16 protein-coding genes and 2 tRNA genes are annotated in these 20,625 nt (G+C 66.7%); 10 read left to right on the forward strand and 8 right to left on the reverse strand.

The window, feature by feature from the left end; all coding sequences use genetic code 11:
• Positions 1 to 105: 105 nt before the first annotated feature.
• Positions 106 to 1,785, reverse strand: coding sequence for a thiol reductant ABC exporter subunit CydC (gene cydC, locus AC13GI_RS05955; protein ID WP_482995787.1), 1,680 nt, complete (start codon positions 1,783 to 1,785; stop codon positions 106 to 108).
• On the reverse strand, positions 1,782 to 3,524 hold the full coding sequence (gene cydD / locus AC13GI_RS05960; RefSeq protein ID WP_482995788.1) for a thiol reductant ABC exporter subunit CydD: 1,743 nt from the start codon (positions 3,522 to 3,524) through the stop codon (positions 1,782 to 1,784). The genes cydC and cydD overlap by 4 nt, the downstream gene beginning before the upstream one ends.
• Before the next feature lie 227 nt (positions 3,525 to 3,751).
• Between cydD and AC13GI_RS05965 the strand changes: the two genes are divergently transcribed.
• The 10 genes from AC13GI_RS05965 to pgaD all read left to right on the forward strand — a co-directional run bounded on the left by AC13GI_RS05965 (position 3,752) and on the right by pgaD (position 14,475).
• Positions 3,752 to 5,335: a cytochrome ubiquinol oxidase subunit I gene (locus AC13GI_RS05965; RefSeq protein ID WP_099821188.1), complete on the forward strand. Its 1,584-nt coding sequence runs from the start codon at positions 3,752 to 3,754 to the stop codon at positions 5,333 to 5,335.
• A gap of 15 nt (positions 5,336 to 5,350) precedes the next feature.
• Complete coding sequence (cydB, locus tag AC13GI_RS05970; protein WP_265955516.1) at positions 5,351 to 6,505, forward strand: cytochrome d ubiquinol oxidase subunit II; 1,155 nt, start codon at positions 5,351 to 5,353, stop codon at positions 6,503 to 6,505.
• A 54-nt stretch (positions 6,506 to 6,559) separates the two neighbouring features.
• The gene (gene cydX, locus AC13GI_RS05975) at positions 6,560 to 6,673 is read left to right on the forward strand and encodes a cytochrome bd-I oxidase subunit CydX (protein WP_025876452.1); all 114 of its coding nucleotides are present in this window, start codon (positions 6,560 to 6,562) and stop codon (positions 6,671 to 6,673) included.
• Positions 6,674 to 6,729: 56 nt separating this feature from the next.
• Positions 6,730 to 6,806 (forward strand) — tRNA-Pro (locus AC13GI_RS05980).
• A 138-nt stretch (positions 6,807 to 6,944) separates the two neighbouring features.
• Positions 6,945 to 7,021: transfer RNA gene (locus tag AC13GI_RS05985), tRNA-Pro, on the forward strand.
• 226 nt (positions 7,022 to 7,247) lie between these two features.
• On the forward strand, positions 7,248 to 8,453 hold the full coding sequence (locus tag AC13GI_RS05990; protein ID WP_380653995.1) for a CynX/NimT family MFS transporter: 1,206 nt from the start codon (positions 7,248 to 7,250) through the stop codon (positions 8,451 to 8,453).
• Between the two features lie 330 nt (positions 8,454 to 8,783).
• Positions 8,784 to 10,823 carry a poly-beta-1,6 N-acetyl-D-glucosamine export porin PgaA gene (pgaA, locus tag AC13GI_RS05995; RefSeq protein WP_482995789.1) on the forward strand — a complete coding sequence of 680 codons (2,040 nt, stop codon included), beginning with the start codon at positions 8,784 to 8,786 and terminating at the stop codon, positions 10,821 to 10,823.
• 10 nt (positions 10,824 to 10,833) lie between these two features.
• A complete protein-coding gene (pgaB, locus tag AC13GI_RS06000) occupies positions 10,834 to 12,732 on the forward strand; it encodes a poly-beta-1,6-N-acetyl-D-glucosamine N-deacetylase PgaB (RefSeq protein ID WP_099821235.1) in 1,899 nt (632 codons plus the stop codon).
• A 7-nt stretch (positions 12,733 to 12,739) separates the two neighbouring features.
• Complete coding sequence (gene pgaC, locus AC13GI_RS06005; protein WP_482995790.1) at positions 12,740 to 13,987, forward strand: poly-beta-1,6-N-acetyl-D-glucosamine synthase; 1,248 nt, start codon at positions 12,740 to 12,742, stop codon at positions 13,985 to 13,987.
• Positions 13,984 to 14,475, forward strand: a complete 492-nt coding sequence (gene pgaD, locus AC13GI_RS06010; protein WP_099821193.1) for a poly-beta-1,6-N-acetyl-D-glucosamine biosynthesis protein PgaD — start codon at positions 13,984 to 13,986, stop codon at positions 14,473 to 14,475. Before pgaC ends, pgaD begins: the two co-directional genes overlap by 4 nt.
• A 567-nt stretch (positions 14,476 to 15,042) precedes the next feature.
• Here pgaD and AC13GI_RS06015 read toward each other — a convergent pair.
• The 6 genes from AC13GI_RS06015 to AC13GI_RS06040 are packed head-to-tail and all read right to left on the reverse strand — an operon-like array spanning position 15,043 to position 20,622.
• Complete coding sequence (locus AC13GI_RS06015) at positions 15,043 to 16,314, reverse strand: glutamate-5-semialdehyde dehydrogenase (RefSeq protein WP_482995791.1); 1,272 nt, start codon at positions 16,312 to 16,314, stop codon at positions 15,043 to 15,045.
• Positions 16,311 to 17,468, reverse strand: coding sequence for a glutamate 5-kinase (gene proB / locus AC13GI_RS06020; RefSeq protein WP_482995792.1), 1,158 nt, complete (start codon positions 17,466 to 17,468; stop codon positions 16,311 to 16,313). Before proB ends, AC13GI_RS06015 begins: the two co-directional genes overlap by 4 nt.
• 10 nt (positions 17,469 to 17,478) lie before the next feature.
• Positions 17,479 to 17,742, reverse strand: coding sequence for a YciI family protein (locus tag AC13GI_RS06025; protein WP_089236219.1), 264 nt, complete (start codon positions 17,740 to 17,742; stop codon positions 17,479 to 17,481).
• Positions 17,742 to 19,037, reverse strand: coding sequence for an argininosuccinate lyase (gene argH / locus AC13GI_RS06030; protein WP_099821198.1), 1,296 nt, complete (start codon positions 19,035 to 19,037; stop codon positions 17,742 to 17,744). Before argH ends, AC13GI_RS06025 begins: the two co-directional genes overlap by 1 nt.
• Before the next feature lie 18 nt (positions 19,038 to 19,055).
• Positions 19,056 to 20,012, reverse strand: a complete 957-nt coding sequence (gene argC, locus AC13GI_RS06035) for an N-acetyl-gamma-glutamyl-phosphate reductase (protein ID WP_099821199.1) — start codon at positions 20,010 to 20,012, stop codon at positions 19,056 to 19,058.
• Between the two features lie 10 nt (positions 20,013 to 20,022).
• Positions 20,023 to 20,622 carry a GNAT family N-acetyltransferase gene (locus AC13GI_RS06040; RefSeq protein WP_482995793.1) on the reverse strand — a complete coding sequence of 200 codons (600 nt, stop codon included), beginning with the start codon at positions 20,620 to 20,622 and terminating at the stop codon, positions 20,023 to 20,025.
• Positions 20,623 to 20,625 lie beyond the last annotated feature (3 nt).

The raw sequence follows: 20,625 nt of genomic DNA on the forward strand, positions 1-20,625 counted from the left end.
AATCCCCCCATTGCAACGTGCAGTTCCAGTGGGTGCTCTGGTCGTGCGAGCAGGCCAACGCCGTAGATCCACGCCACGCGTGGATATGCCGACCAAGGTCGGCATCTACTGAAGCGGTTCGCGGACCAATACCCCATCGCGCAACCGGTACTGCACATCCACCACACCCGCCGGCAGGTCATCGTGGGTGATCATCAACAGACTGCGTCCGTCCAGCAGGGCTGGCAGGTCCTGCAGCAACGCGCGCGCGGTATCCACGTCCAGCCCCTCGGTGGGCTCGTCCACCAACAGGATCGGTGCGTTGCGCAGCAGCGCGCGGGCCAAAGCCAGGCGACGTGCCTGGCCGGCCGACATCGTCGCGCCGTTCTCGCCCACCCAGCCCTGCAGGCCGCCGTTGCGCTCGGCCCATTCGCCCAACCGTACCCGTTGCAGCACCGCCCACAACGCCTCGTCACTGGCCTCGGGATCACCCAGTCGCAGGTTGTCGGCCACGCTGCCGGCAAATACCGGCGCGTTCTGCGGCAGCCACGCCAGGTGCCGGTGCCAGTCGGCCTGGGCGACATCGCGCAGGTCCTGGTCACCGTAGGTCAGCCGTCCCTGCTGCGGATCCCACAGACGCAGCAGCAGGCTCGACAACGTGGTCTTGCCGCTGCCGCTGTCGCCACGAATGGCGATGCGCTCGCCCGGTGCCAGCGTCAGCTGCAGGCCACACAGGACCGGCCGTGCGGCGCCCGGCCACTGGAAGTGCACATCGTCCCAGTGCACGGTCGCGGCTGGCGCCAATGGCTGCGGCGATGCCGGCTCCTGCACCGAAGGCGGTTGCTCGACGATGGCCTGCAGGCGCGCGGCGGCAATGCGGCCCGATTGCAGCGATTGCCAGGCCAGGCCCATGCCCGCCCACAGTTCGATCATCGCTACCGTCAGGAACACCAGCCCGGCGGCCATTTCCGGTGCGATGCGCTGTTGTTCGGCCGCATGCAGCGCCAGCGCCAGCATCGCCACCAGGCCGAGCCCGGCCAGCACGCCATGCAGCGTTGATGCAGCGATCAGCCGCAGGCGTCGACGACGATCGCGCGAGGCCACCTGCTTGGCCGCCACCCGCACCTTCAACTGCCAGGCGTTGCCAGCATTCAGCGCGGCCAGATCAGCCGCCCCTTCCAGTCCCTCGAATGCCGCCGTGCGCAGCGCCGCACGATGGGCAGCGCGGTCGGCCTCTTCGCTGTCATGGCCACGTACGCCCAGCCACGGCACGCCAATGCCGATCAGCAGCGCCAGTACCGCCAGCAGCAGCGCTGCCGATGGCAGGATCAACGCCGCCGAGCCCACGCCCACCAGCGTCAACGCAGCCAGCGCCAGCAACGGGCCGATGGCACGCACCAGCAGGCCATCGATCTCGCCGATGTCGCCCAGCAGCCGCGCGAGCAGATCGCCGGTGCGGGTCGCACCGAGCCGTGCCGGCGCCAGTGGCAGCGCGCGGCGGAAGAACCACACGCGCAGGTCGCGGGCGATGCGCAGGGTGGCGTCATGCCCCACCAGTTTTTCGAAGTAGCGCGATGCGATGCGCGCCATGGTCAGCCCGCGGATGCCGGCCGACGGGGTGAAGAAATTGAAGCCCTGGCCAAGGCCCGCTGCACCGGCCAGCGCTGCAGCAGTGAGGAAGCCACCCGACAGGCCCAGCAGTGCGGTGCCGGCCAGCATCGTGGTCCACAGCAGCAGCACCGCCAGCAGCAGGCGCGGGCGATGGCGCAGGAACACCGTGCGCAGCGAATCGGCAGACCGGCTCATGCGCGTACCGCCTGCGCCGGCTCAACCAGGCGCCCTTCGGGCAACAGCAGGCAGCGGTCGGCCCAGGCGATCACCGCCGGGCTGTGGGTGGCCACCACCACGCTGCGTCCGCGCGCATACGCGGCCAGGCTGCGCAGCAGCGCCGCTTCGGTTTCGGCGTCGAGGAAGGCAGTAGGCTCATCCAGCAGCAGCACCTGCGGATCGCGCAGCAGCAGACGGGCCAGGCCGATGCGTCGTGCCTCGCCACCGGACAGGCCGAAGCCGCGTTCGCCGATCAGCGTATCCAGCCCCTGCGGCAGGCGCTGCGCGAACTGCAGCACCTGTGCGGCTTCGGCAACGGCGCGCAGACGCGCGTCACTGGCACCGGGATCGGCCAGGCGCAGGTTCTCGGCGATACTGCCGTGGAACAGATACGGACGCTGGCTGGCATAGGCCACCTGCAGCCCCGGCCGCAGCTGCACCCGGCCCGCACGCGGCGGCAGCCAACCAGCCAGCGCTTCCAGCAACGTGCTCTTGCCGCTGCCACTGGGACCGACAAGGGCCAGGCGCTGCCCCGGTTCCAGCTGCAGGTCCAGGTTCTGCAGCACGTCGTGCGCAGCGCCCAACGGACGCAGTACCAGACCGTGCGCCTGCAGCGGCGGCAAGGCGGCTTCGGCCGGCTCCGGTGCCAGCGGCGTACTGCCGTCGCTGCTGGGCGCCTCGTCTTCCGGCAGCGCCTGCAGCAGGCGCTCCACCTCGGCGGCAGCGGCCAGTGCATTGGCGCGATCGTGATAGTGCGCGGCCAGGCGCCGCAACGGCGCGTAGAACTCCGGCGCCAGCAGCAGGCAGAACAAGCCCGCCCCCAGCGTCGGCACGGTCGCATGCAGCGACATCAGGCCCAGATAGCTCAGGCCCAGATACAACGCCACCATCGCCACACTGACCGACGCAAAGAATTCCAGCACGGTGGAGGACAGGAAGGCGATGCGCAGCACCTTCATGGTGCGCACTCGAACGCCCTCGGCCGCAGCCTCGATGCCGGCCAGTTCCGCCTCCCCACGGCCATACAGGCGCAGCAGGCCCAGGCCCTTGATGCGATCGGCGAAGTGTCCGCTCATCCGCGCCAGTTCGCCCAGCTGCGCGCGTCCGGCCGCTTCAGCGCCCCAGCCCACCAGCATCATGAAAAACGGCACCAGCGGTGCGGTGAACAGCAGGATCAGTGCGACCACCCAGTCGACCCAGGCCACAGCAGCCAGGATCAACAAGGGCACCACCACCACTTCGGTGCGTACCGGCAGGAAACCGCTGTAGTAGTTCTCGATCGCATCGCCGTGATGCAGCATCAGCTCGCCCAGCTCGCCGGTGCGGCGCTGCCGCAGCCACAACGGGCCGTGCCCGAGCAGGCGCGCGAAGACACGCTCGCGCAGGGACAGGCGTGCGGCATCGGCAACGTCACCGGCCGCCGCCTGGGTGACACTGCCCAGCAGGGTCCGCACCACCAGGATCACCGCCAGCGCGGCCAGCACCGGGCCCTGGGCTAACGGCGCGCGCTCCACCAGCACCTGCTGCACCAGCCAGGCGATGGCGGCGGCCTGGCCGATCAACAGCGCACCTGACAGGCTGATGCACAGCGACGCCAGCCGCTGCCGTCCCTTCGCGGCGCGGGCCAGATCGGCCAGCCACGCGGTGCGGACACGCCGCAGGCGGGTCGATTCGTCATCCCGATCAGGGGCGTCAGCGGTCGGTTCGGCAGCGCTCAAGGCTCTTCACAGGCAGCAGGGGATGGACGGCATTGTAGGCGCAGGCAACCGCCTTCCCCTGCGGCCGGCGGTCGCAGTCTTCATCGGGTTGGCATACGATCCCCCTGAACACCTGTTCATACATTGATCTGGATCAAGGCTGTTTGAAGTAGTCGGTCACATCATTCACCCCGTAGACCACCCTTCCCGCCACCTGCAACGGCACTATCCAACGAGGTAGCCAGGCCATGATTGATCAGACAGTCGTAGAACTGTCGCGGCTGCAATTCGCTCTGACCGCGATGTACCACTTCCTATTCGTACCGCTCACGCTTGGCCTGTCCTTCATGGTGGCCATCATGGAAAGCGTGTACGTCATGACCCGCAAGCAGGTCTGGCGGCAGATGACCCTGTTCTGGGGCACCCTGTTCGGCATCAACTTCGCCATCGGCGTGGCCACCGGCCTGGTGATGGAGTTCCAGTTCGGCATGAACTGGTCGTACTACAGCCATTACGTGGGTGACATCTTCGGTGCGCCGCTGGCGATCGAAGGCCTGATGGCGTTCTTCCTCGAAGCGACCTTCATCGGTCTGTTCTTCTTCGGCTGGAAGCGCCTGAGCCCGGTCAAGCACCTCACCGTGACGTGGTTGATGGCGCTGGGCACCAACCTGTCGGCGGTGTGGATCCTGATCGCCAACGGCTGGATGCAGAACCCGACCGGTGCGGTGTTCAACCCCGAAACCATGCGCATGGAAGTGGTCGACTTCGCCGCGGTGCTGCTGAACCCGGTGGCGCAGGCCAAGTTCGTGCACACCGTCAGTGCCGGCTACGTGACCGGTGCGATCTTCGTGATGTCGATCAGCGCCCTGTACCTGCTGCGCAACAAGCACAGGGACATGGCCCGCCGTTCGTTCGCGGTCGCTGCAGCCTTCGGCCTGCTGTCGTCGCTGTCGGTGGTCGTGCTGGGTGACGAGAGCGGCTATGCCGCCAGCGAACACCAGAAGATGAAGCTGGCCGCGATCGAAGCGATGTGGGAGACCGAGCGTGCACCGGCGGACTTCACCGCCTTCGGCATCCCCAACCAGGACACCCACACCAACGATTACGCGATCAAGATCCCGTACCTGATGGGCCTGATCGCCACCCGTTCGCTGGACCAGCCGATTCCCGGCATCCTGGAACTGGTCGACCGTGCAGAGCACCGCATCCGTGGTGGCCAGATCGCCTACGGCGCGCTGGAACGGGTGAAGAAGGACAAGAACGATCTCGAAGCACGGGAGATGTTCGATCGCCATTGGCAGGACCTCGGTCACGGCCTGCTGCTGAAGCGCTATCGCGAAGACATCCTCAACGCGACGCCGGAGGAAATCTCCAAGGCCGCGATGGATACCGTGCCGCGCGTGGCTCCGCTGTTCTGGACCTTCCGCATCATGGCCGGGCTGGGCTTCTACCTGATCGCCTTCTTCGCGCTGGCCTTCTACTACTCGTGCCGCAACAACTTCCAGGACAAGCGCTGGTTCCTGAAGCTGGCCGTGTGGAGCCTGCCGGCGCCGTGGATCGCGATCGAATGCGGCTGGTTCGTGGCCGAGTATGGCCGCCAGCCGTGGGCGGTGGATGGCGTGCTGCCGACCTTCTATGCGGCATCGGGCCTGGCACTGCATGAAATCCTGACCACGCTGGCGGTGTTCACCAGCCTGTACACGGTGCTGCTGATCATCGAAATCAAGCTGATGCTGAAGGCGGTCCGCAAGGGTCCTGATGACATCCTGCCGACGTTGCAGGCCGACATCCGCCCTGTTTCCCCCAATGCCGTTGCCCCCGGCCAGGCCTGAGGCAGGAGAATCCAGATGGAATTCATTGCACTTGATTACACCACGCTCCGCGTGATCTGGTGGCTGCTGCTCGGCATCCTGCTGGTCGGCTGGGCCGTGATGGATGGTTTCGATCTTGGCGTCGGCACCCTGCTGCCGTTCGTGGCCAAGACCGATGAAGAACGCCGGCTGGTGATCAACACCGTCGGCCCGGTGTGGGAAGGCAACCAGGTCTGGTTGGTGCTGGGTGGCGGCGCGATTTTCGCCGCATGGCCGCCGCTGTATGCGGTCAGCTTCTCCGGCTTCTACCTGGCGGTGTTTGCGATGCTGTTCGGGCTGATTCTGCGCCCGGTCGGCTTCAAGTACCGCAGCAAGCTGCCGTCCAAGCGCTGGCGCGACAACTGGGACCGCGTGCTGTTCGTCGGTGGCCTGCTGCCGGGCCTGATTGCCGGCGTCGCGGTGGGCAACGTGCTGCTGGGTGTACCGTTCCACTTCGACGACACGCTGCGCGTGACCTACACCGGTTCGTTCTTCGGCCTGCTCACGCCGTTCGCGCTCATCGCCGGCCTGATCAGCGTGGCCATGCTGGTATCGCACGGTGCGGCCATGCTGGTGCTCAAGACCGACGGCCCGGTGGCTGAACGTGCAGCGCGCTACGGCAGCATCGCCGCCCTCATCAGCTTCGTGTTGTTCGCCGCTGCCGGTGCCTGGGTAGCCTTCGGCCTGCCGGGCTATCAGATCACTTCGCAGGTGGTGACCGACGGGCCGACCAATCCGCTGCTGAAGACTGCCGAACTGGGTACCGCCGCAGGCGGCTGGCTGCGCAACTACAGCAGCATGCCGGCAACGCTGGTGTTCCCGGTGCTGGGCCTGCTGGGTGCGCTTGCCAGTGCGGTGCTGCTGCGCGCGCGTCGTGGCGGCCTGGCCTTCATCGCCTCGGGCGCGTCCATTGCCGGCATCATCCTCACCGTCGGTTTTGCGATCTTCCCGTTCCTGCTGCCGTCCTCCAGCCAGCCCACCTCCAGCCTGACCGTCTGGGACAGTTCGTCCAGCCACCTCACGCTGTGGGTCATGCTGCTGGCCACGGCCATCTTCCTGCCGATCATCCTCGCCTACACCACCTGGGTGTACCGCGTGCTGAAGGGCAAGACGACGGTCGAGGACATGGACGACAACCCCAACGCGTACTGATTGCCTGTGTGCCGGCCCAGGGTCGGCACACCCCTCGCACACAGGAGATTGACCATGTGGTATTTCGCTTGGATTCTCGGCGCTGGCCTGGCTTCGGTCGTGGCCATCCTCAACGGGATGTGGTTCGAAGCACGCGAAAGCGCGCGCGCCGACAAGGAAGTGCGTTGAAACTGTAAAAAAGGGTTGCCGGAACGGCCTTCACACCGTATTCTTGGCGGCTCCTTCGGGGTGTAGCTCAGTCTGGTAGAGCGCTACGTTCGGGACGTAGAGGTCGCAGGTTCGAATCCTGTCTCCCCGACCACTTCGGTGGTCGCATTGAAGCCTGGTGAAGTCTTCCAGGCTTTTTTGTTCCCGCAGGAGTCGCTGTCACGGCAGCGAAGCAGAACGGTCTTCCCCCTTGCCGCCATCGGGGGAAATGGCTAGAATAGGCGGCTCCCTTCGGGGTGTAGCTCAGTCTGGTAGAGCGCTACGTTCGGGACGTAGAGGTCGCAGGTTCGAATCCTGTCTCCCCGACCACTTCGGTGGTCACCAAGAAGCCTGGAAGACAGCAGTGTCCTCCGGGTTTTTTTGTGCCTGAAATCCGGGACAACCGGCTACGCCGCCATCAGCACATGCCGCCGGGGACCTGACCCGGCCCGGCCACGTACAATGGCCGCCACTCCCCCACCTGCCACACCGGCCCCGTCCGGTGCGGGCGCTGCACGCCACCTGCGCGGCGTGCGCCACCTGCAAGGAACACCGCATGACGTCCCCCACCTCCTCTTCGCCATCGTTGCTGCATGGTCGCCTGCTGGCGTTCGCCGCAATCCTGCTGGCCGCGGTCAACCTGCGTACTGCCGTCACCTCGATCACCCCGCTGCTGGACGTGCTGGGCCAGCAGTTCGGCTTCGGCACCACCATGACCGGCGTGCTGGGCATGCTGCCGACCGCCTCGTTCGCGCTGTTCGGCGTCGCCACCCCGGCGCTGGCACGACGCTTGGGCCTTGAGCGCACCACCCTGCTGGCCATGCTGATGGCCGCCGCCGGCCTGCTGCTGCGCTCCAGCGCCGGCAATGTCGGCACCCTGCTGCTGGGCTCGGTGATCGCACTGGCCGGCATGGGCATCGGCAACGTGGTGGTGCCGCCGCTGGTGAAGCGCTACTTCGCCAACAAGGTCGGCACCATGAGCACGCTGTACATCAGCGTGCTGCAGCTGGGCACGATGATGCCGGCGCTGCTGGCGGTGCCGGTGGCCAACGCCGCAGGCTGGCGGGTGTCGCTGGGCATGTGGGCGCTGCTGGCGCTGGCGGCGACCCTGCCATGGCTGTTGCTGGCCCGCCGTGCACCGAAACCGGTGCTGGACAGCAGCGACCCCACCGTGCAGCCGCACGGCAAGGTCTGGCGCACGTCATTGGGCTGGAGCATGACGCTGATGTTCGGCATGACTTCGCTGATGACCTATTCGATGTTCACCTGGCTGCCGCGCATCGTGGTCGAAGCCGGTGCTACGCCCGCCTTCGGTGGGGTGATGGTGGCGGTGTTTTCGGCCCTGGGCCTGCTGCCATCGCTGGTGATCCCGTCGCTGGCCGTGCGCCTGCAGAATCCGTTCCCGCTGGTGCTGATCGGCTTTTCGGCCTTCGTCATCGCCTTCGCCGGCCTGCTGTTCGCGCCGATGAAGGCGCCGTTGCTGTGGGCCTGCCTGCTGGGCGTCGGGCCGTCCACGTTCCCGCTGGCGCTGACCCTGATCAATCTGCGCACGCGCACCCCGACGGGCTCGGCGGCCTTGTCCGGCTTCATGCAGGGCGTGGGCTACAGCTTCAGCTGCCTGGGCCCGTTCCTGGTCGGCTGGCTGCACACCGTCAGCGAGGGCTGGACCCTGCCCTTCGCCTTCCTGTTCGGCTGCGCAGTGCTGATGCTGTGCGCCTCGTGGGTGGCCTGCAAGCCGCGCAAGCTGGAAGACCTGTGGTGACCGGACCGGCGGGCTTACGTCCGCCGCCGTGAAGCCGGACCCACACACCCCGCTACCACCGTCTACACACCGCCACCGCAGCGGGTGACGTAGCGTGTCCAAAGCTGACCCGTTTTGTGTCGGGAACCGCCCTGCAAGCGTGCCGCACACCTGGGGGACGGCGCCACCTTGCCACTGACCTGAACCGGGCTGGCCGTTCCTTCAAGGTCCCCGCGTCTACCAGATACGGACCGGAACTGGTCGCAGCGACAGAACGTCGGCTATAGTTGGCATGTGATGTGCGTCACACTTTTCAGCACATCGTTCAGCAATGGATGCTTAGGGGGTCTCATGGTTGTTCACCGTCCGCTGGCGCTGTGCGTCGGCCTGGCCTGCGCCACTCTGGCGTGCTGGGCCCACGCGGCCTCGCCGCCCACCGCGACCACGCGCGCCGACCGGCTCGCCGAAATCGGCCACTACCGTGACCAGGCGCGCTGGGTCGATGCCCTGGCGGCGATCGAGCGGGCGCAGCTGCGCGAGCCCAATGACGACCTGCTGTACAAGCTGCAGGTTCTGACCCTGGGCGACATCGGCAATGCCCATCGCGCCTGGCGGCTTTACCAGGCCCGGCCCAACCTGTTCGACCAGGACCAGAAAGCGCGGCTGGAGGCCAACTATGTGGCCAAGCTGGTCAACTGGAGCCTGGCCTACGGCGAAACCGAAGACACCCGGCTGGACGAGGCCGAGGCTTCGCTGGCGGAAATGGAGCAGTACGTCGAGCGCGATGGCACCGCGCAGGCGCAGGCGCCGCTGCGGATCCGCATGGACCGGCTGATCCTGCTCAACCGCCTGGCCCGCCACGCGCAGGTGCGTGACGAGGCGCGGGCGCTGCAGCGCGAGGGCCATGCCCTGCCCGATTACGTGCTGCCGGCGGTCGGCGACTCGCTGATGTCCACCCGGAATCCGGAGGAAGCCATCCCATTGCTGGAGGCCGCCGCGAAGAACGATCCCTCGCGCTTCCAGTCGCGCTCGGAGCTGGCCTATGCCTATCTTGAAACCGAGCAGGCGGAGAAGGCGGTGGGCTACCTGCAGGCCTGGCAGAAGGATGAGCCGGCATGGCGCTGGGGCGGCGGCAAGACCCCCTTCCAGAACTGGGCGCGCTACGAAGCCGACCTGAACCTGGCAATGGTGCGGGCCTACAGCGGCGATCTGCCCACGGCCCAGCGTGAGCTGGAAGCGCTGGTCGACGTCGGCCCGGGCAATGGCAGCCTGCAGACCTCGCTGGGCAGCGTCTACCAGATGCGCGGCTGGCCACGGCGCGCACTGGAACGCCACCAGATGGCCTACACCCTGGACCCACGTGACATCGCGCCACGCCTGGGCATGTATGAATCCTACGTGCAGCTGCAACGCGACGACCTGGCGCGACCGCTGCATGACGACCTGCTGGCCCGCTATCCAAGCCAGCCGTCGGTGCAGCGCATGGACCGCGATTGGCGCGCCCATCGCGGCTGGCAGCTGTTGGCCAAGGTCGAGGGCGGCCGCAGTTCCGGCGGTGGCGGCACCTCGCCGCTGGGCAACGACGACCTGCACTACGGCATGGAAGTCGCCTCGCCGGTGCTCAACGACCGCTGGCGGCTGTTCGCCTTCGCCGACCGCCGTTCGGTCACCTTCCAGGACCAGGATATCGATCCGCTGTGGATCGGTGCCGGCGTGCGCTACCGCTTCGACCGCCTCGATGCCGAGGCCGCGGTGATGCGCCCCAACGACAGCATCGGCGACACCGGCCTGCGTGGCAGCGTCGGCTGGCAGTTCAACGATCGCTGGCACGCGGGTGTAACCGCTGCCCGCAATGACCCGGAAGCGTCGATGCAGGCGCGCGTGGCCGGCATTACCGCCGACAGCGTCGCCGTTGCCGTGGATTACACGCGCAACGAGCGCACCCACTGGAGCATCGGTGGCAGCCAGTTCCGCTACGACGATGGCAACCGCCGCGATACGCTGAACAGTGCCATCGAACAACGGCTGTTGACCCGCCCGCGCCTGTTGATCGATGGCCTGGGCAGTGTCTATACCAGCCGTGGCAGCCGCGACGATGCGCCGTACTTCAACCCTTCGCGGGACCGGTCGGTGGAAGTGGGCCTGCGCATCGACCAGCAGTTGTGGCGCCATTACGAGCGCCACTTCCGCCATCGCCTGACGGTGTCCGTTGGCAACTACTGGCAGGAAGGCTTTGGCAGTTCAATCATTCCGACCGTGGCCTACCGCCACGAATGGCAGTTCGATCAGGGGCGGATCCTCGAGTACGGCGTGAGTTGGTCGCGGCCGGTCTACGACGGCCAACGTGAACGACATATCGGCTTCGATGCCGCGCTGCGCTGGGGAGAATGAGATGGAACGGATGCTTCGCAACCTGACGACCGTACTGCTGCTGGCGCTGCTGTGCCTGGCCCTGCCCGCCGCAGCCCAGCGCGCAAGCTCGGCCGCGGAACTGGACGCGGCCGACAACGGCCTGCTGGTCCTCAGCTACCACGACGTGCGCGATGATGTGCTGGAGAAATCCGATGCCGACGCCTACGCGGTCAGCACGCAGAACTTCGCCGCACACCTGGACTGGCTGTCCGCCCATGGCTATCACCCGGTGTCGCTGTCGCAGCTGATCAAGGCCTCGCGTGGAGAAGCAAAGCTGCCGCCGCGGCCGGTGCTGCTGACCTTCGACGACGGCCTGCGCAGCGTGTACAGCCGTGTCTATCCGCTGCTGCGCGCGTACAACTATCCGGCGCTGGTGGCGGTGATCACCGACTACGTGGACATGGCACCGGGCCGCACCATCGACTACGGCTACCGTCCGTTCGGCCATGACGACTTCCTGACCTGGGACCAGCTGCGCGAGATGCAGGCCAGCGGCCTGATCGAACTGGCCAGCCACACCGACAACCTGCACCACGGCGTGCAGTCCAATCCGCAGGGCAACCAGACCCCGGCGGTGATCACCCGCATCTACGACCCCAAGGCGCAGCGCTATGAAAGCGCGCAGGAGTACGAGAAGCGCCTGCGCGATGATCTGGGCCGCAGCGTGCAGCGCATCGAGAAGGAACTGGGCGTACGCCCGAAAGCGATCGTCTGGCCGTATGCCGCCTACAACCAGTTGAGCAATGACATCGCCGAGCAGCTGGGCATGCCGGTTTCCTTCGACCTGGAAGGACGCAGCACGCCGGTGACTGCCGACCTGCACGGCCTGGCACGCCTGCTGGTGACCAGCAATCCGAACGTCACCTCGCTGGCCTTCGAGCTGCGTCGCAACGTCAACCTGGACGGTACCCGTGCACTGCAGATCGATATGGACTCGGTCTACGACAGCGACCCTGCACAGCAGGCACGCAACCTGGATGCCCTGATCGAGCGCGTGAAGCGGATCGGCCCGACCCACGTCTACCTGCAGGCCTTCGCCGACCCGGACGGCAACAACACCGCCGATGCGCTGTACTTCCCGAACCGGCACCTGCCGATGCGCGCGGACCTGTTCAACCGCGTCGCCTGGCAGCTGAAAACCCGCGCCGGGGTGAAGGTCTACGCGTGGCTGCCGGTGCTGGGCTATGAACTGCCCGACGCTGCGCAGCGTGCGGCGCTGGGCATCCAGAGCCCGGAACGCGATGGCATGTACCGCCTGGATTTCACCAAGCCGCAGGCACGGCAGATCATCAAGGACATCTACGAAGACCTGGCGATCAATTCGTACTTCGAAGGCCTGCTGTTCCACGATGACGGCTACGTACGCGACACCGAACTGGCGCAGCTGCCACAGGAAGGCAGCGACGGTGGCCGCACCCAGGCGCTGATCGATTTCACTTTGGAACTGCGTGACAGCGCACAACGCTGGCGCCCGAAGCTGGGCACCGTACGCAACCTGTACGCGCAGCCGGTGCTGGAGCCGCAGAGTGCGGCATGGTTTGCCCAGCGCCTGGACCTGTTCAACAAGGCCTATGACCGCACCGCGCTGATGGCGATGCCGTGGATGGAAGGCAGCCGCCGTCCCCAGCGCTGGATGGACCGCCTGGTGGTGGCAGTGCGCGAGCACGATCCGGACCTGAAGCACACGATGTTCGAGCTGCAGACCGTGGACTGGCGCACGCAGACGCCGATCAGCGGCGAACAGCTGCGCGCGCAGATCCGCCGCCTGCAAGCGCAGGGCGTGCGCCATTTCGCGTGGTACCCGGACGATTTCATTGCCGACAAGCCGTCGACCCAGGATGCACGCGCGGCGATGTCCGCGCGCAACTTCCCGTATCCGGAGAAGTGACGTGGACATGAACCCGTGGCTCAACGCCATGTTCCAGTTCGCCTTCTTCTACCCCATGGTGATGGCGTTCTTCTGGATGTCGGGTGGCCTGTACTACTTCTTCCGCCGTGAGCGGAAGTCGCGGCCGCGCAACGATCCACCGCCCATGGCGGAGTATCCGTTCGCCAGCCTGTTGATTCCCTGCCACAACGAATCGGCCAACCTGGACGACACCCTCGGCGCGGCATTGGCCCAGCGCTATCCGGACTTCGAAGTGATCGCCATCAACGATGGCAGCAGCGACGACACCGGTACCCGCCTGGATGCGCTGGCGGCCCTGCACCCACGCCTGCGCGTGGTCCATCTGGACCGCAACCTGGGCAAGGCCAACGCGCTGCGCATGGGCGCCCTGGCTGCGCGATCGGAATACCTGGTGTGCATCGACGGCGATGCCATGCTGGAAGAATTCGCCATGCACTGGATGGTCTGGCACCTGACCAGCGGCCCACGCGTGGGTGCGGTGACCGGCAATCCACGCATCCGCAACCGCTCCACCCTGCTCGGCCGCCTGCAGGTGGCGGAGTTCTCCTCGATCATCGGCATGATCAAGCGCGCCCAACGTGTCTACGGCCGCATCTTCACCGTGTCCGGGGTCATCGCCGCGTTCCGTCGCACGGCACTGCACCGCATCGGCTACTGGGCCGATGACATGGTCACCGAGGACATCGACATCAGCTGGCGCCTGCAGCTGGATCATTGGGACATCCGTTACGAGCCCAACGCACTGTGCTTCATCCTGATGCCGGAAACCCTGAAGGGACTGTGGCGGCAGCGCCTGCGCTGGGCGCAGGGCGGTGTGGAAGTGCTGCTGCGCCACGGCTCCTCGTTGTTCAGCTGGCGCAAGCGGCGCATGTGGGGCGTGCTGCTGGAATACATCCTCAGCGTGCTGTGGGCCTACACCATGCTCGCGATCATCCTGCTGTGGGCACTGGGCAAGTTCATCCCGGTGCCGCCGCAGTTGTACATCGACACGTTGCTGCCGCAATGGCATGGCGTGATCCTGGCGTTGGTCTGCCTGCTGCAGTTCGCCAGCAGCCTGATCATCGACAGGCGTTACGAAACGCATATCGGCCGCAACTATTTCTGGGTCATCTGGTACCCGATGGCGTACTGGTTGATCAGCCTGTTCACCACGCTGGTGGCACTGCCGAAGACGCTGCTCAGGCGGCGTGGCAAGCGTGCCACCTGGGTCAGCCCAGACAGAGGTATCCGATGAACGCACATCGCCAGACGGCGGCCAGCCGGCCGTCCAACCGCTTCGACTCGCGCCTGATCCAGAAACCGCGCAAGCAGCCCCGCCTGCAGCGCACCGCCTGGGGGTTTGTGACCCTGGCGTTCTGGGGGTTCTACTTCTATCTGTGGGCGCCACTGGTCACCCTGGTGTCCTGGCTGCTGGGTGGACACCTGGCGTGGTTGCAACTGTACGAGCGCAAGCAGCATCTCGACCCGTTCGTGATCATCGCCCTGCCGGTGATCCTGGCCGGCTGTGCGTTGCTGCTGATCGCCTGGGCCGAGTACAACCGCTACCGCTTCGCCGGCAAGGAGCGTCGCCACCCGCGGGTGGACGCCAGCCGCTCGGAGATCGCCCATTCGCTTGGCGCCAGCGACCAGCTTGCCGAACAGATGTTCAATGCGAAGGCCATCACCCTGCACATGGATGAGCATGCGCGGCCGCTGGGCATGACCACGCAGCTGTTGCGGTGACGGGGTTCGGCCGGGCTGCGCCCGGCACCTGCAGAGGCAACGGCCGAAGCAACAGCAACAGCTGGCATTCCGTGGGATGGCGGGGCGGTGTCGGATTGCGGGGACGCCGCAAGTACGTCCTTGTAGGCTTGGCCGCGGCATCCATGCCGCGGACACCCCGCAATCCGACACCACCCCACCTCTGACAGATTTCCGCAGTCTGGTAGATCCACGTCATGCGTGGGTGAATCTCCATCGGAATCGAATATTTCGAATTCGGAATGAAGAGCATCCACGCATGGCGTGGATCCAGGTGTCGACCAAGGTCGACACCTACCAACAGCAGCACAGAATGCCGTTCCGACAGCTCGCGGAAATCTGTCGAAGGCGGGGTGGGTCCGGTTGCGGGGGTGTAAGCGCCATGGATGGCGCGCCCAAGCCTACAGGGACGTACTTGCGGCGTCCCCCGCAACCGGACCCACCCCGCCATCCCACAGGAACCCAGCTGTTGCCGTTGCTTCGGCCGTTGCAGTTGCTTCGGCTGTTGCCGTTGCTTCTGCAGGTGCCGGGCGCAGCCCGGCCGTGAACCTACCTTCGGACCTGGCCTTCGCCGCGTACCACGAAACGTTCGACCGTGAGTGCTTCCAGTCCCATCGGGCCATAGGCATGCAGGCGCGTGGTGGAGATGCCGATTTCGCTGCCGAGACCAAGCTGGCCGCCATCGGAAAAGCGCGACGACGCGTTGACCATCACCACCGCCGAGCGCAACGCGTTGACGAAACGTTCGGCACTGGCCGCGTCTTCGGTGGCGATCACTTCGGTGTGGTCGGAGGTGTAGGTGCGGATGTGCGCGATCGCTGCGTCAAGATCATCGACCACGCGGACCGCCAGTACCAGATCAAGGAACTCGGCGGCATAGTCGTCCTCGCTGGCCACGATGCTTCCCGGCAGCAACGGCTGCGCGCGCGTGTCGGCACGCAGCTGCACGCCGCGGTCGGCCAGCGCCTGCGCAGCACGCGGCAGGAAGTCCGCAGCAATGTCCTGGTGCACCAGCAGGGTTTCCAGTGAATTGCACGCGGAAGGGCGACTGCACTTGCCATCCACCAGCAGATCGAGCGCCTTGACAGGGTCGGCGCTGGCATCGACGAACAGATGGCACACACCCTTGTAGTGCTTGATCACCGGTACCCGCGCGTGTTCTGCAACGAAGCGGATCAGGCCCTCGCCACCGCGCGGGATCGCCAGGTCGATCAGTTCATGCAGCTGCAGCAGTTCCAGCATGGCTTCGCGGCGCAGGTCGGTCAGCACCGTCACGGCAGCAGGGGGCACGCCGTTGGCCTTCAATGCTGCGGCCAACGCCTGGGCGATGGCAGTGTTGGAATGGATCGCCTCCGAGCCTCCACGCAGAATCACGCCGTTGCCCGCTTTCAGGCACAGTGCGGCGGCTTCGGCGGTCACGTTCGGGCGCGCTTCGTAGATCATCGCGATCACCCCCAGCGGCACGCGCACCTTCTGTACGCGGATGCCGTTCGGTCGCACGTCGTCGCGGGTCACCTGCCCGACCGGGTCCGGCAGGCTCGCCACCTCACGCACGGCGTTGGCCATTGCCAGCAGGCGCGCAGGGTCCAGCGCCAGGCGGTCGAGCATCGCACTGCCCACGCCCTTGTCGCGGGCGGCAGCGAGGTCGCGCGCGTTGCCTGCAAGAATCTGCCCGGCATTGACCTCCAGTGACTGCGCCATCGCCTGCAGCAGCGCCCTGCGCGCACCGCTGTCGAGGCCAGCGACCACCTGGGCTGCGTCACGGCAGGCGCGGGCCTGCGAATCGATCTCACTCATCGGGGCATCCTGCAATGGGTTCATGGCAGCACCAGATCGTCGCGATGGACGACGGTACCGCCGTAGTTGTAGCCGAGCACGGTCTGGATGTCGCGCGTGTGGCGGCCGGCAATGCGGCGCACATCATCGGCGGCGTACTGGCTGACACCGCGGGCCACGCAGACCCGGCCGGCGTCGGTGTTCCAGCACACCTGCACCATGTCACCACGGCGGAACGCGCCGTCGGCACCGGTGATGCCACCGGGCAGCAGTGAGGCGCCCTTCTCGCGCATCGCCTGCGCTGCACCGGCGTCGATCAGGATCGCGCCTTCGGCCAGCGGCGCGTGCCGCAGCCAGTGCTTGCGGGCGGCCTCGCGGCTGCGCGCCGCGTGGATGCGGGTACCGAACAGGCGATCCTGCGCCAGCGCGCGCACCACCTCGCCGCTGCGACCGTTGAACAGATAGGTTTCGATGCCGACACGGCCGGCCTTGGCCGCGGCCTCCAGCTTGGTGCGCATGCCGCCGGTACCGGCGACTGAACCGGCACCGCCAGCCATCGCCAGCACGGCATCATTCAACTCCGGCACCTCGTGCAACGGCCGTGCATCGGCATGCGTGCGCGGGTCGGCACTGTACAGACCATCGATGTCGGTGGCGATGAAGAGTGCATCGGCATCGACCAGCGCCGCCACGGTCGCGGCCAGGTTGTCGTTGTCGCCGAGCTTGAGCTCGTCCACCGACACGGTGTCGTTCTCGTTGACCACCGGCAGCGCACCCAGCCGCAACAACTCGTTGAGGGTTGCCCGCGCGTTGAGATAGCGACGGCGGTTGCGCAGATCGTCATGGGTCAGCAGCACCTGCGCCACCGGCCTCTCGAAGAAGCGCTGCCACAGACCGATCAGCTGCGCCTGGCCAAGCGCCGCCAACGCCTGTCGCGCAGCCATCGCTGCACCGGGTTCATCGGCCCTGGGCAGGATCGCGCGGCCGGCAGCGACCGCGCCGGAGGAGACGATCACCACTTCGCGCCCAGCCAGCACGTTGGCCGAGACGAACTGGGCCAGGCCCAGCGCATGACGCGGCGACAGGCCACCGCCATCGGCCGCGAGCAGGCTGCTGCCGACCTTGAGCACGGCACGCCGCCACGACGGCAGCGCTTGTTCGGGGAACGGCGATGCAACGGTGGCGGCGTGGACAGTCATCAGGAGCGCCTCAGCGGGTATTCCATTCGTGGACGCTCAGCGCCGATGCCTGCATCGTCACCAGCGGATCGGTGGCGACGATGGCCTGTGCCTGCGCCAGGCTGTCGACGTTGCACAGCACATAGGCACCGCCACTGCCATCGGCAAAGCCGCCGGTCAGCTGCAGCTTGCCTTCGGCCTGCAAAGCATCGAGGAAGTCGCGGTGCGGTTGCACCACGGCGTCGGTGAAGCCCGGTTGGCGCATCGCCAGCACCAGGTAAACGGTGCCGGCCATCAGGACAGCGCCTGCCAGCGCGCGCGCAGTTCATCCAGGCGCAGGTCCGACGCCGAACCCGGCGATACCCGCGCCGCCAGGCTGCCTTCCGGCGTACGCCCCTGCCCTGCGCTGTCGGCGCCGGCAGCAGCGGCCTTGTAGGCCTCGCGGAACGGCACGCCGGCGACCGCGGCTTCCACCGCTACGTCGGTGGCGTACATGCCCGAATCGATCGCCGCACGCAGCTTGTCATCGCGCCATTCCAGGTTGGCCAGCAGCGCCGGCAGCAGCTCCAGCGCGGCCAGGCCACGGCCGAAGCCGTGGAATATCGCGCCCTTGGACGACTGCAGATCGCGGTGGTAACCCGACGGCAGCGACAGCAGCTGCTCGATCTCGGTACGTGCAGCGGCGACGCTGGCATGGGTCGCCCGCATCAGCTCGATCACGTCCGGATTGCGCTTGTTGGGCATGATCGAACTGCCGGTGGTGTACTGCGCCGGCAGCGCCACGAAACCGAATTCGGCGCTGGTGAACAGCGACAGGTCCCAGGCGATGCGGCGCAGGTCCAGGGTCGCGCCACCCAGCGCTTCCAGTGCGGCCAGTTCGAACTTGCCACGCGACAGCTGCGCGTAGATCGGCGAGATCTGCATGCGCGCAAAGCCAAGCGCGCGGGTGGTGTGCTCGCGGTCCAGCGGCAGGTTCACGCCGTAACCGGCGGCGGTGCCGAGCGGATTGGCATCAACCAGTGCATGGGTATCGCGGGCACGCACAGCGTTGTCGATGAAGGCCTCGGCCCACCCAGCCCACCACATGCCTGCCGAGGACACCACGGCACGCTGGATGTGGGTGTAACCGGGAATCGGCAGATGCTGCTCGGCCTGCGCACGGTCGAGCGCCACCTTGGCCACTTCGGCACTGACCTGCGCGACGCGCTGCAGCTTCTCCTTCAACCACAACCGGGTGGCGACCAGGATCTGGTCGTTGCGGCTGCGGCCGGTGTGGATCTTGCGGCCTGCATCACCCAGGCGCTCGGTCAACCGTGCCTCGATGGCGGAATGGCCATCTTCATACTGCGTATCCAGCACGAAGCGGCCTTCGCGGAAGTCCTGCGCCAGCACCTCCAGTTCGCGCAGCAGGCCAGCGAGTTCATCGGCGCTGAGGATGCCGATGTGCTGCAGGCCCTGCGCGTGCGCGGCGCTGGCGGCGATGTCATGCAGGAAGAATTCGCGGTCGAGGATCACGTCGTCGCCGGCGAGGAAGGTCTGGATCTGGGCATCGACAGCGACGCCGGGCTTCTGCCAAAGAAGGTCTGCCATGGGGGCTCCTGTGCGGTTTCAGTGCGGGATCGACGTCAGTTCGTCGATGCCCAGCGCGAGATTGAGGTTCTGCATGGCCTGGGTGGCCGCGCCCTTGAGCAGGTTGTCCAGGGTCGCCACCACCACCACCCGCTTGCCGCCCGGGGCCAGCGTGAAGCCGCCGACCTGGGCGCCATGGCGGCCCGCGATGCGGCTCACCCACGGCGCCTCGTCCACGACCTCGATGAGTGCTTCACCGGCATAGGCCTGCTGGAAGCGCTCGACGATCTGCTCGCGGGTCTGCACGCGGTTCAACCACAGGTTGGCGGTGAGGGTGATTCCACGGAAATGCGGCGCGACGTGCGGCATGAACTCAACCGCTACGCCCAGCTGCACGGACACCTCACGCTCGTGCACGTGGTTGGTCAGCGCGTACGGCATCAGGTTGTCGGCCAGCAGCTCGACATTGTTCTTGTCCGACGGCGAGGTGCCGGCACCGGAGTAGCCAGACACGCCGAAGCACTGTGGCGGGCCGGCCAGCAGTTCCCGCAGCGGATGGATCGCCAGCTGCATTGCGGTGGCGTAGCAGCCGGGATTGCTGATGTGCTTCTGCCCGCGGTAACGGCTGCGGGTAAGCTCGGGCAAGCCGTAGTACCAGGTAGTGTCGAAACGGTAGTCGGCCGACAGGTCGACGATCACCGTGTCCGGCTTCGCCGTTTCCAGCGCCGCCACGAACGGAGCGGCCAGACCGTTGGGCAGAGCCAGGATCACCGCATCCACGCCCTTGGCGGCCACGGCATCGGCGTCGAGATTCTCGAACTGCAGTTCACCCTGCCACTGCGGGTAGTGGTCGGACACGCGCTGCCCGGCCAGTTCGCGCGACGACACGAAGCCCAGTTGCAGGTTCGGATGTGCGGCCACCAGCCGGATCAGCTCGGCGCCGGTATGGCCGCGGGCGCCGACGATGCCGACGGTGAACGAGGAGGAAGTGCTCATGCGTACGTGCTCATGCGTGCGAGTCGAGGCGGTGCTGCAGGTGGCGTTTCACGCCCTGCCATTCCGCGTCGATGATGGAGAAGATGACGGTGTCGCGTGGCGTGCCGTCGGGATGACGACGGTGATTGCGCAGCACGCCATCCTGCTTGGCGCCCAGGCGTGCGATCGCGGTGCGCGAGGTGAAGTTGAACCAGCTGGTTTCAAACACCACGCTCAGGCATTGCAAGCGCTCGAAGGCATGGCCGAGCAGCATCAGCTTGGTTTCGGTGTTGACCCCGGTGCGCTGCACCGACTCGCCGTACCAGGTGTAACCGATGCTGAGCCGCGGCACGTCTGCCTGCAGGTCGTAGTAGCGGGTGGTGCCGACGATCTGGTCATTGGCATCGAACACCACGAACGGCAGCACCTTGCCTTCGGCCTGCGCCTGCAGCGCGGCCTGCACGTAGCCGGTCATGGTCTTCGCATCGGGCACCTGGGTGTACCAGAGCTTCGACAACGCGCCGTCACCCAACGCACCGCGCAGGCCATCGATATGGCTCATCTGCAGCGGTTCCAGCCGCGCATGCGTGCCGGTCAGCGTGGGTACCCGGGTCCAGTCGGCGTGGTTCATCGC

It is taken from the genome of Stenotrophomonas sp. 82F1 (genome assembly GCF_056861525.1).

Excerpts from the sequence above, each read along its gene's own strand:
- AC13GI_RS05965 (WP_099821188.1), top strand. The coding sequence starts at position 3,752 with ATGATTGATCAGACAGTCGTAGAACTGTCGCGGCTGCAATTCGCTCTG.
- pgaB (WP_099821235.1), top strand. The coding sequence starts at position 10,834 with ATGCTTCGCAACCTGACGACCGTACTGCTGCTGGCGCTGCTGTGCCTG.
- argH (WP_099821198.1), bottom strand. The coding sequence starts at position 19,037 with ATGGCAGACCTTCTTTGGCAGAAGCCCGGCGTCGCTGTCGATGCCCAG.
- cydX (WP_025876452.1), top strand. The coding sequence starts at position 6,560 with ATGTGGTATTTCGCTTGGATTCTCGGCGCTGGCCTGGCTTCGGTCGTG.
- AC13GI_RS06015 (WP_482995791.1), bottom strand. The coding sequence starts at position 16,314 with ATGAACCCATTGCAGGATGCCCCGATGAGTGAGATCGATTCGCAGGCC.
- proB (WP_482995792.1), bottom strand. The coding sequence starts at position 17,468 with ATGACTGTCCACGCCGCCACCGTTGCATCGCCGTTCCCCGAACAAGCG.
- AC13GI_RS05990 (WP_380653995.1), top strand. The coding sequence starts at position 7,248 with ATGACGTCCCCCACCTCCTCTTCGCCATCGTTGCTGCATGGTCGCCTG.
- pgaA (WP_482995789.1), top strand. The coding sequence starts at position 8,784 with ATGGTTGTTCACCGTCCGCTGGCGCTGTGCGTCGGCCTGGCCTGCGCC.
- cydB (WP_265955516.1), top strand. The coding sequence starts at position 5,351 with ATGGAATTCATTGCACTTGATTACACCACGCTCCGCGTGATCTGGTGG.
- AC13GI_RS06040 (WP_482995793.1), bottom strand. The coding sequence starts at position 20,622 with ATGAACCACGCCGACTGGACCCGGGTACCCACGCTGACCGGCACGCAT.
- AC13GI_RS06025 (WP_089236219.1), bottom strand. The coding sequence starts at position 17,742 with ATGGCCGGCACCGTTTACCTGGTGCTGGCGATGCGCCAACCGGGCTTC.
- pgaC (WP_482995790.1), top strand. The coding sequence starts at position 12,740 with ATGAACCCGTGGCTCAACGCCATGTTCCAGTTCGCCTTCTTCTACCCC.
- pgaD (WP_099821193.1), top strand. The coding sequence starts at position 13,984 with ATGAACGCACATCGCCAGACGGCGGCCAGCCGGCCGTCCAACCGCTTC.
- cydC (WP_482995787.1), bottom strand. The coding sequence starts at position 1,785 with ATGAGCCGGTCTGCCGATTCGCTGCGCACGGTGTTCCTGCGCCATCGC.
- argC (WP_099821199.1), bottom strand. The coding sequence starts at position 20,012 with ATGAGCACTTCCTCCTCGTTCACCGTCGGCATCGTCGGCGCCCGCGGC.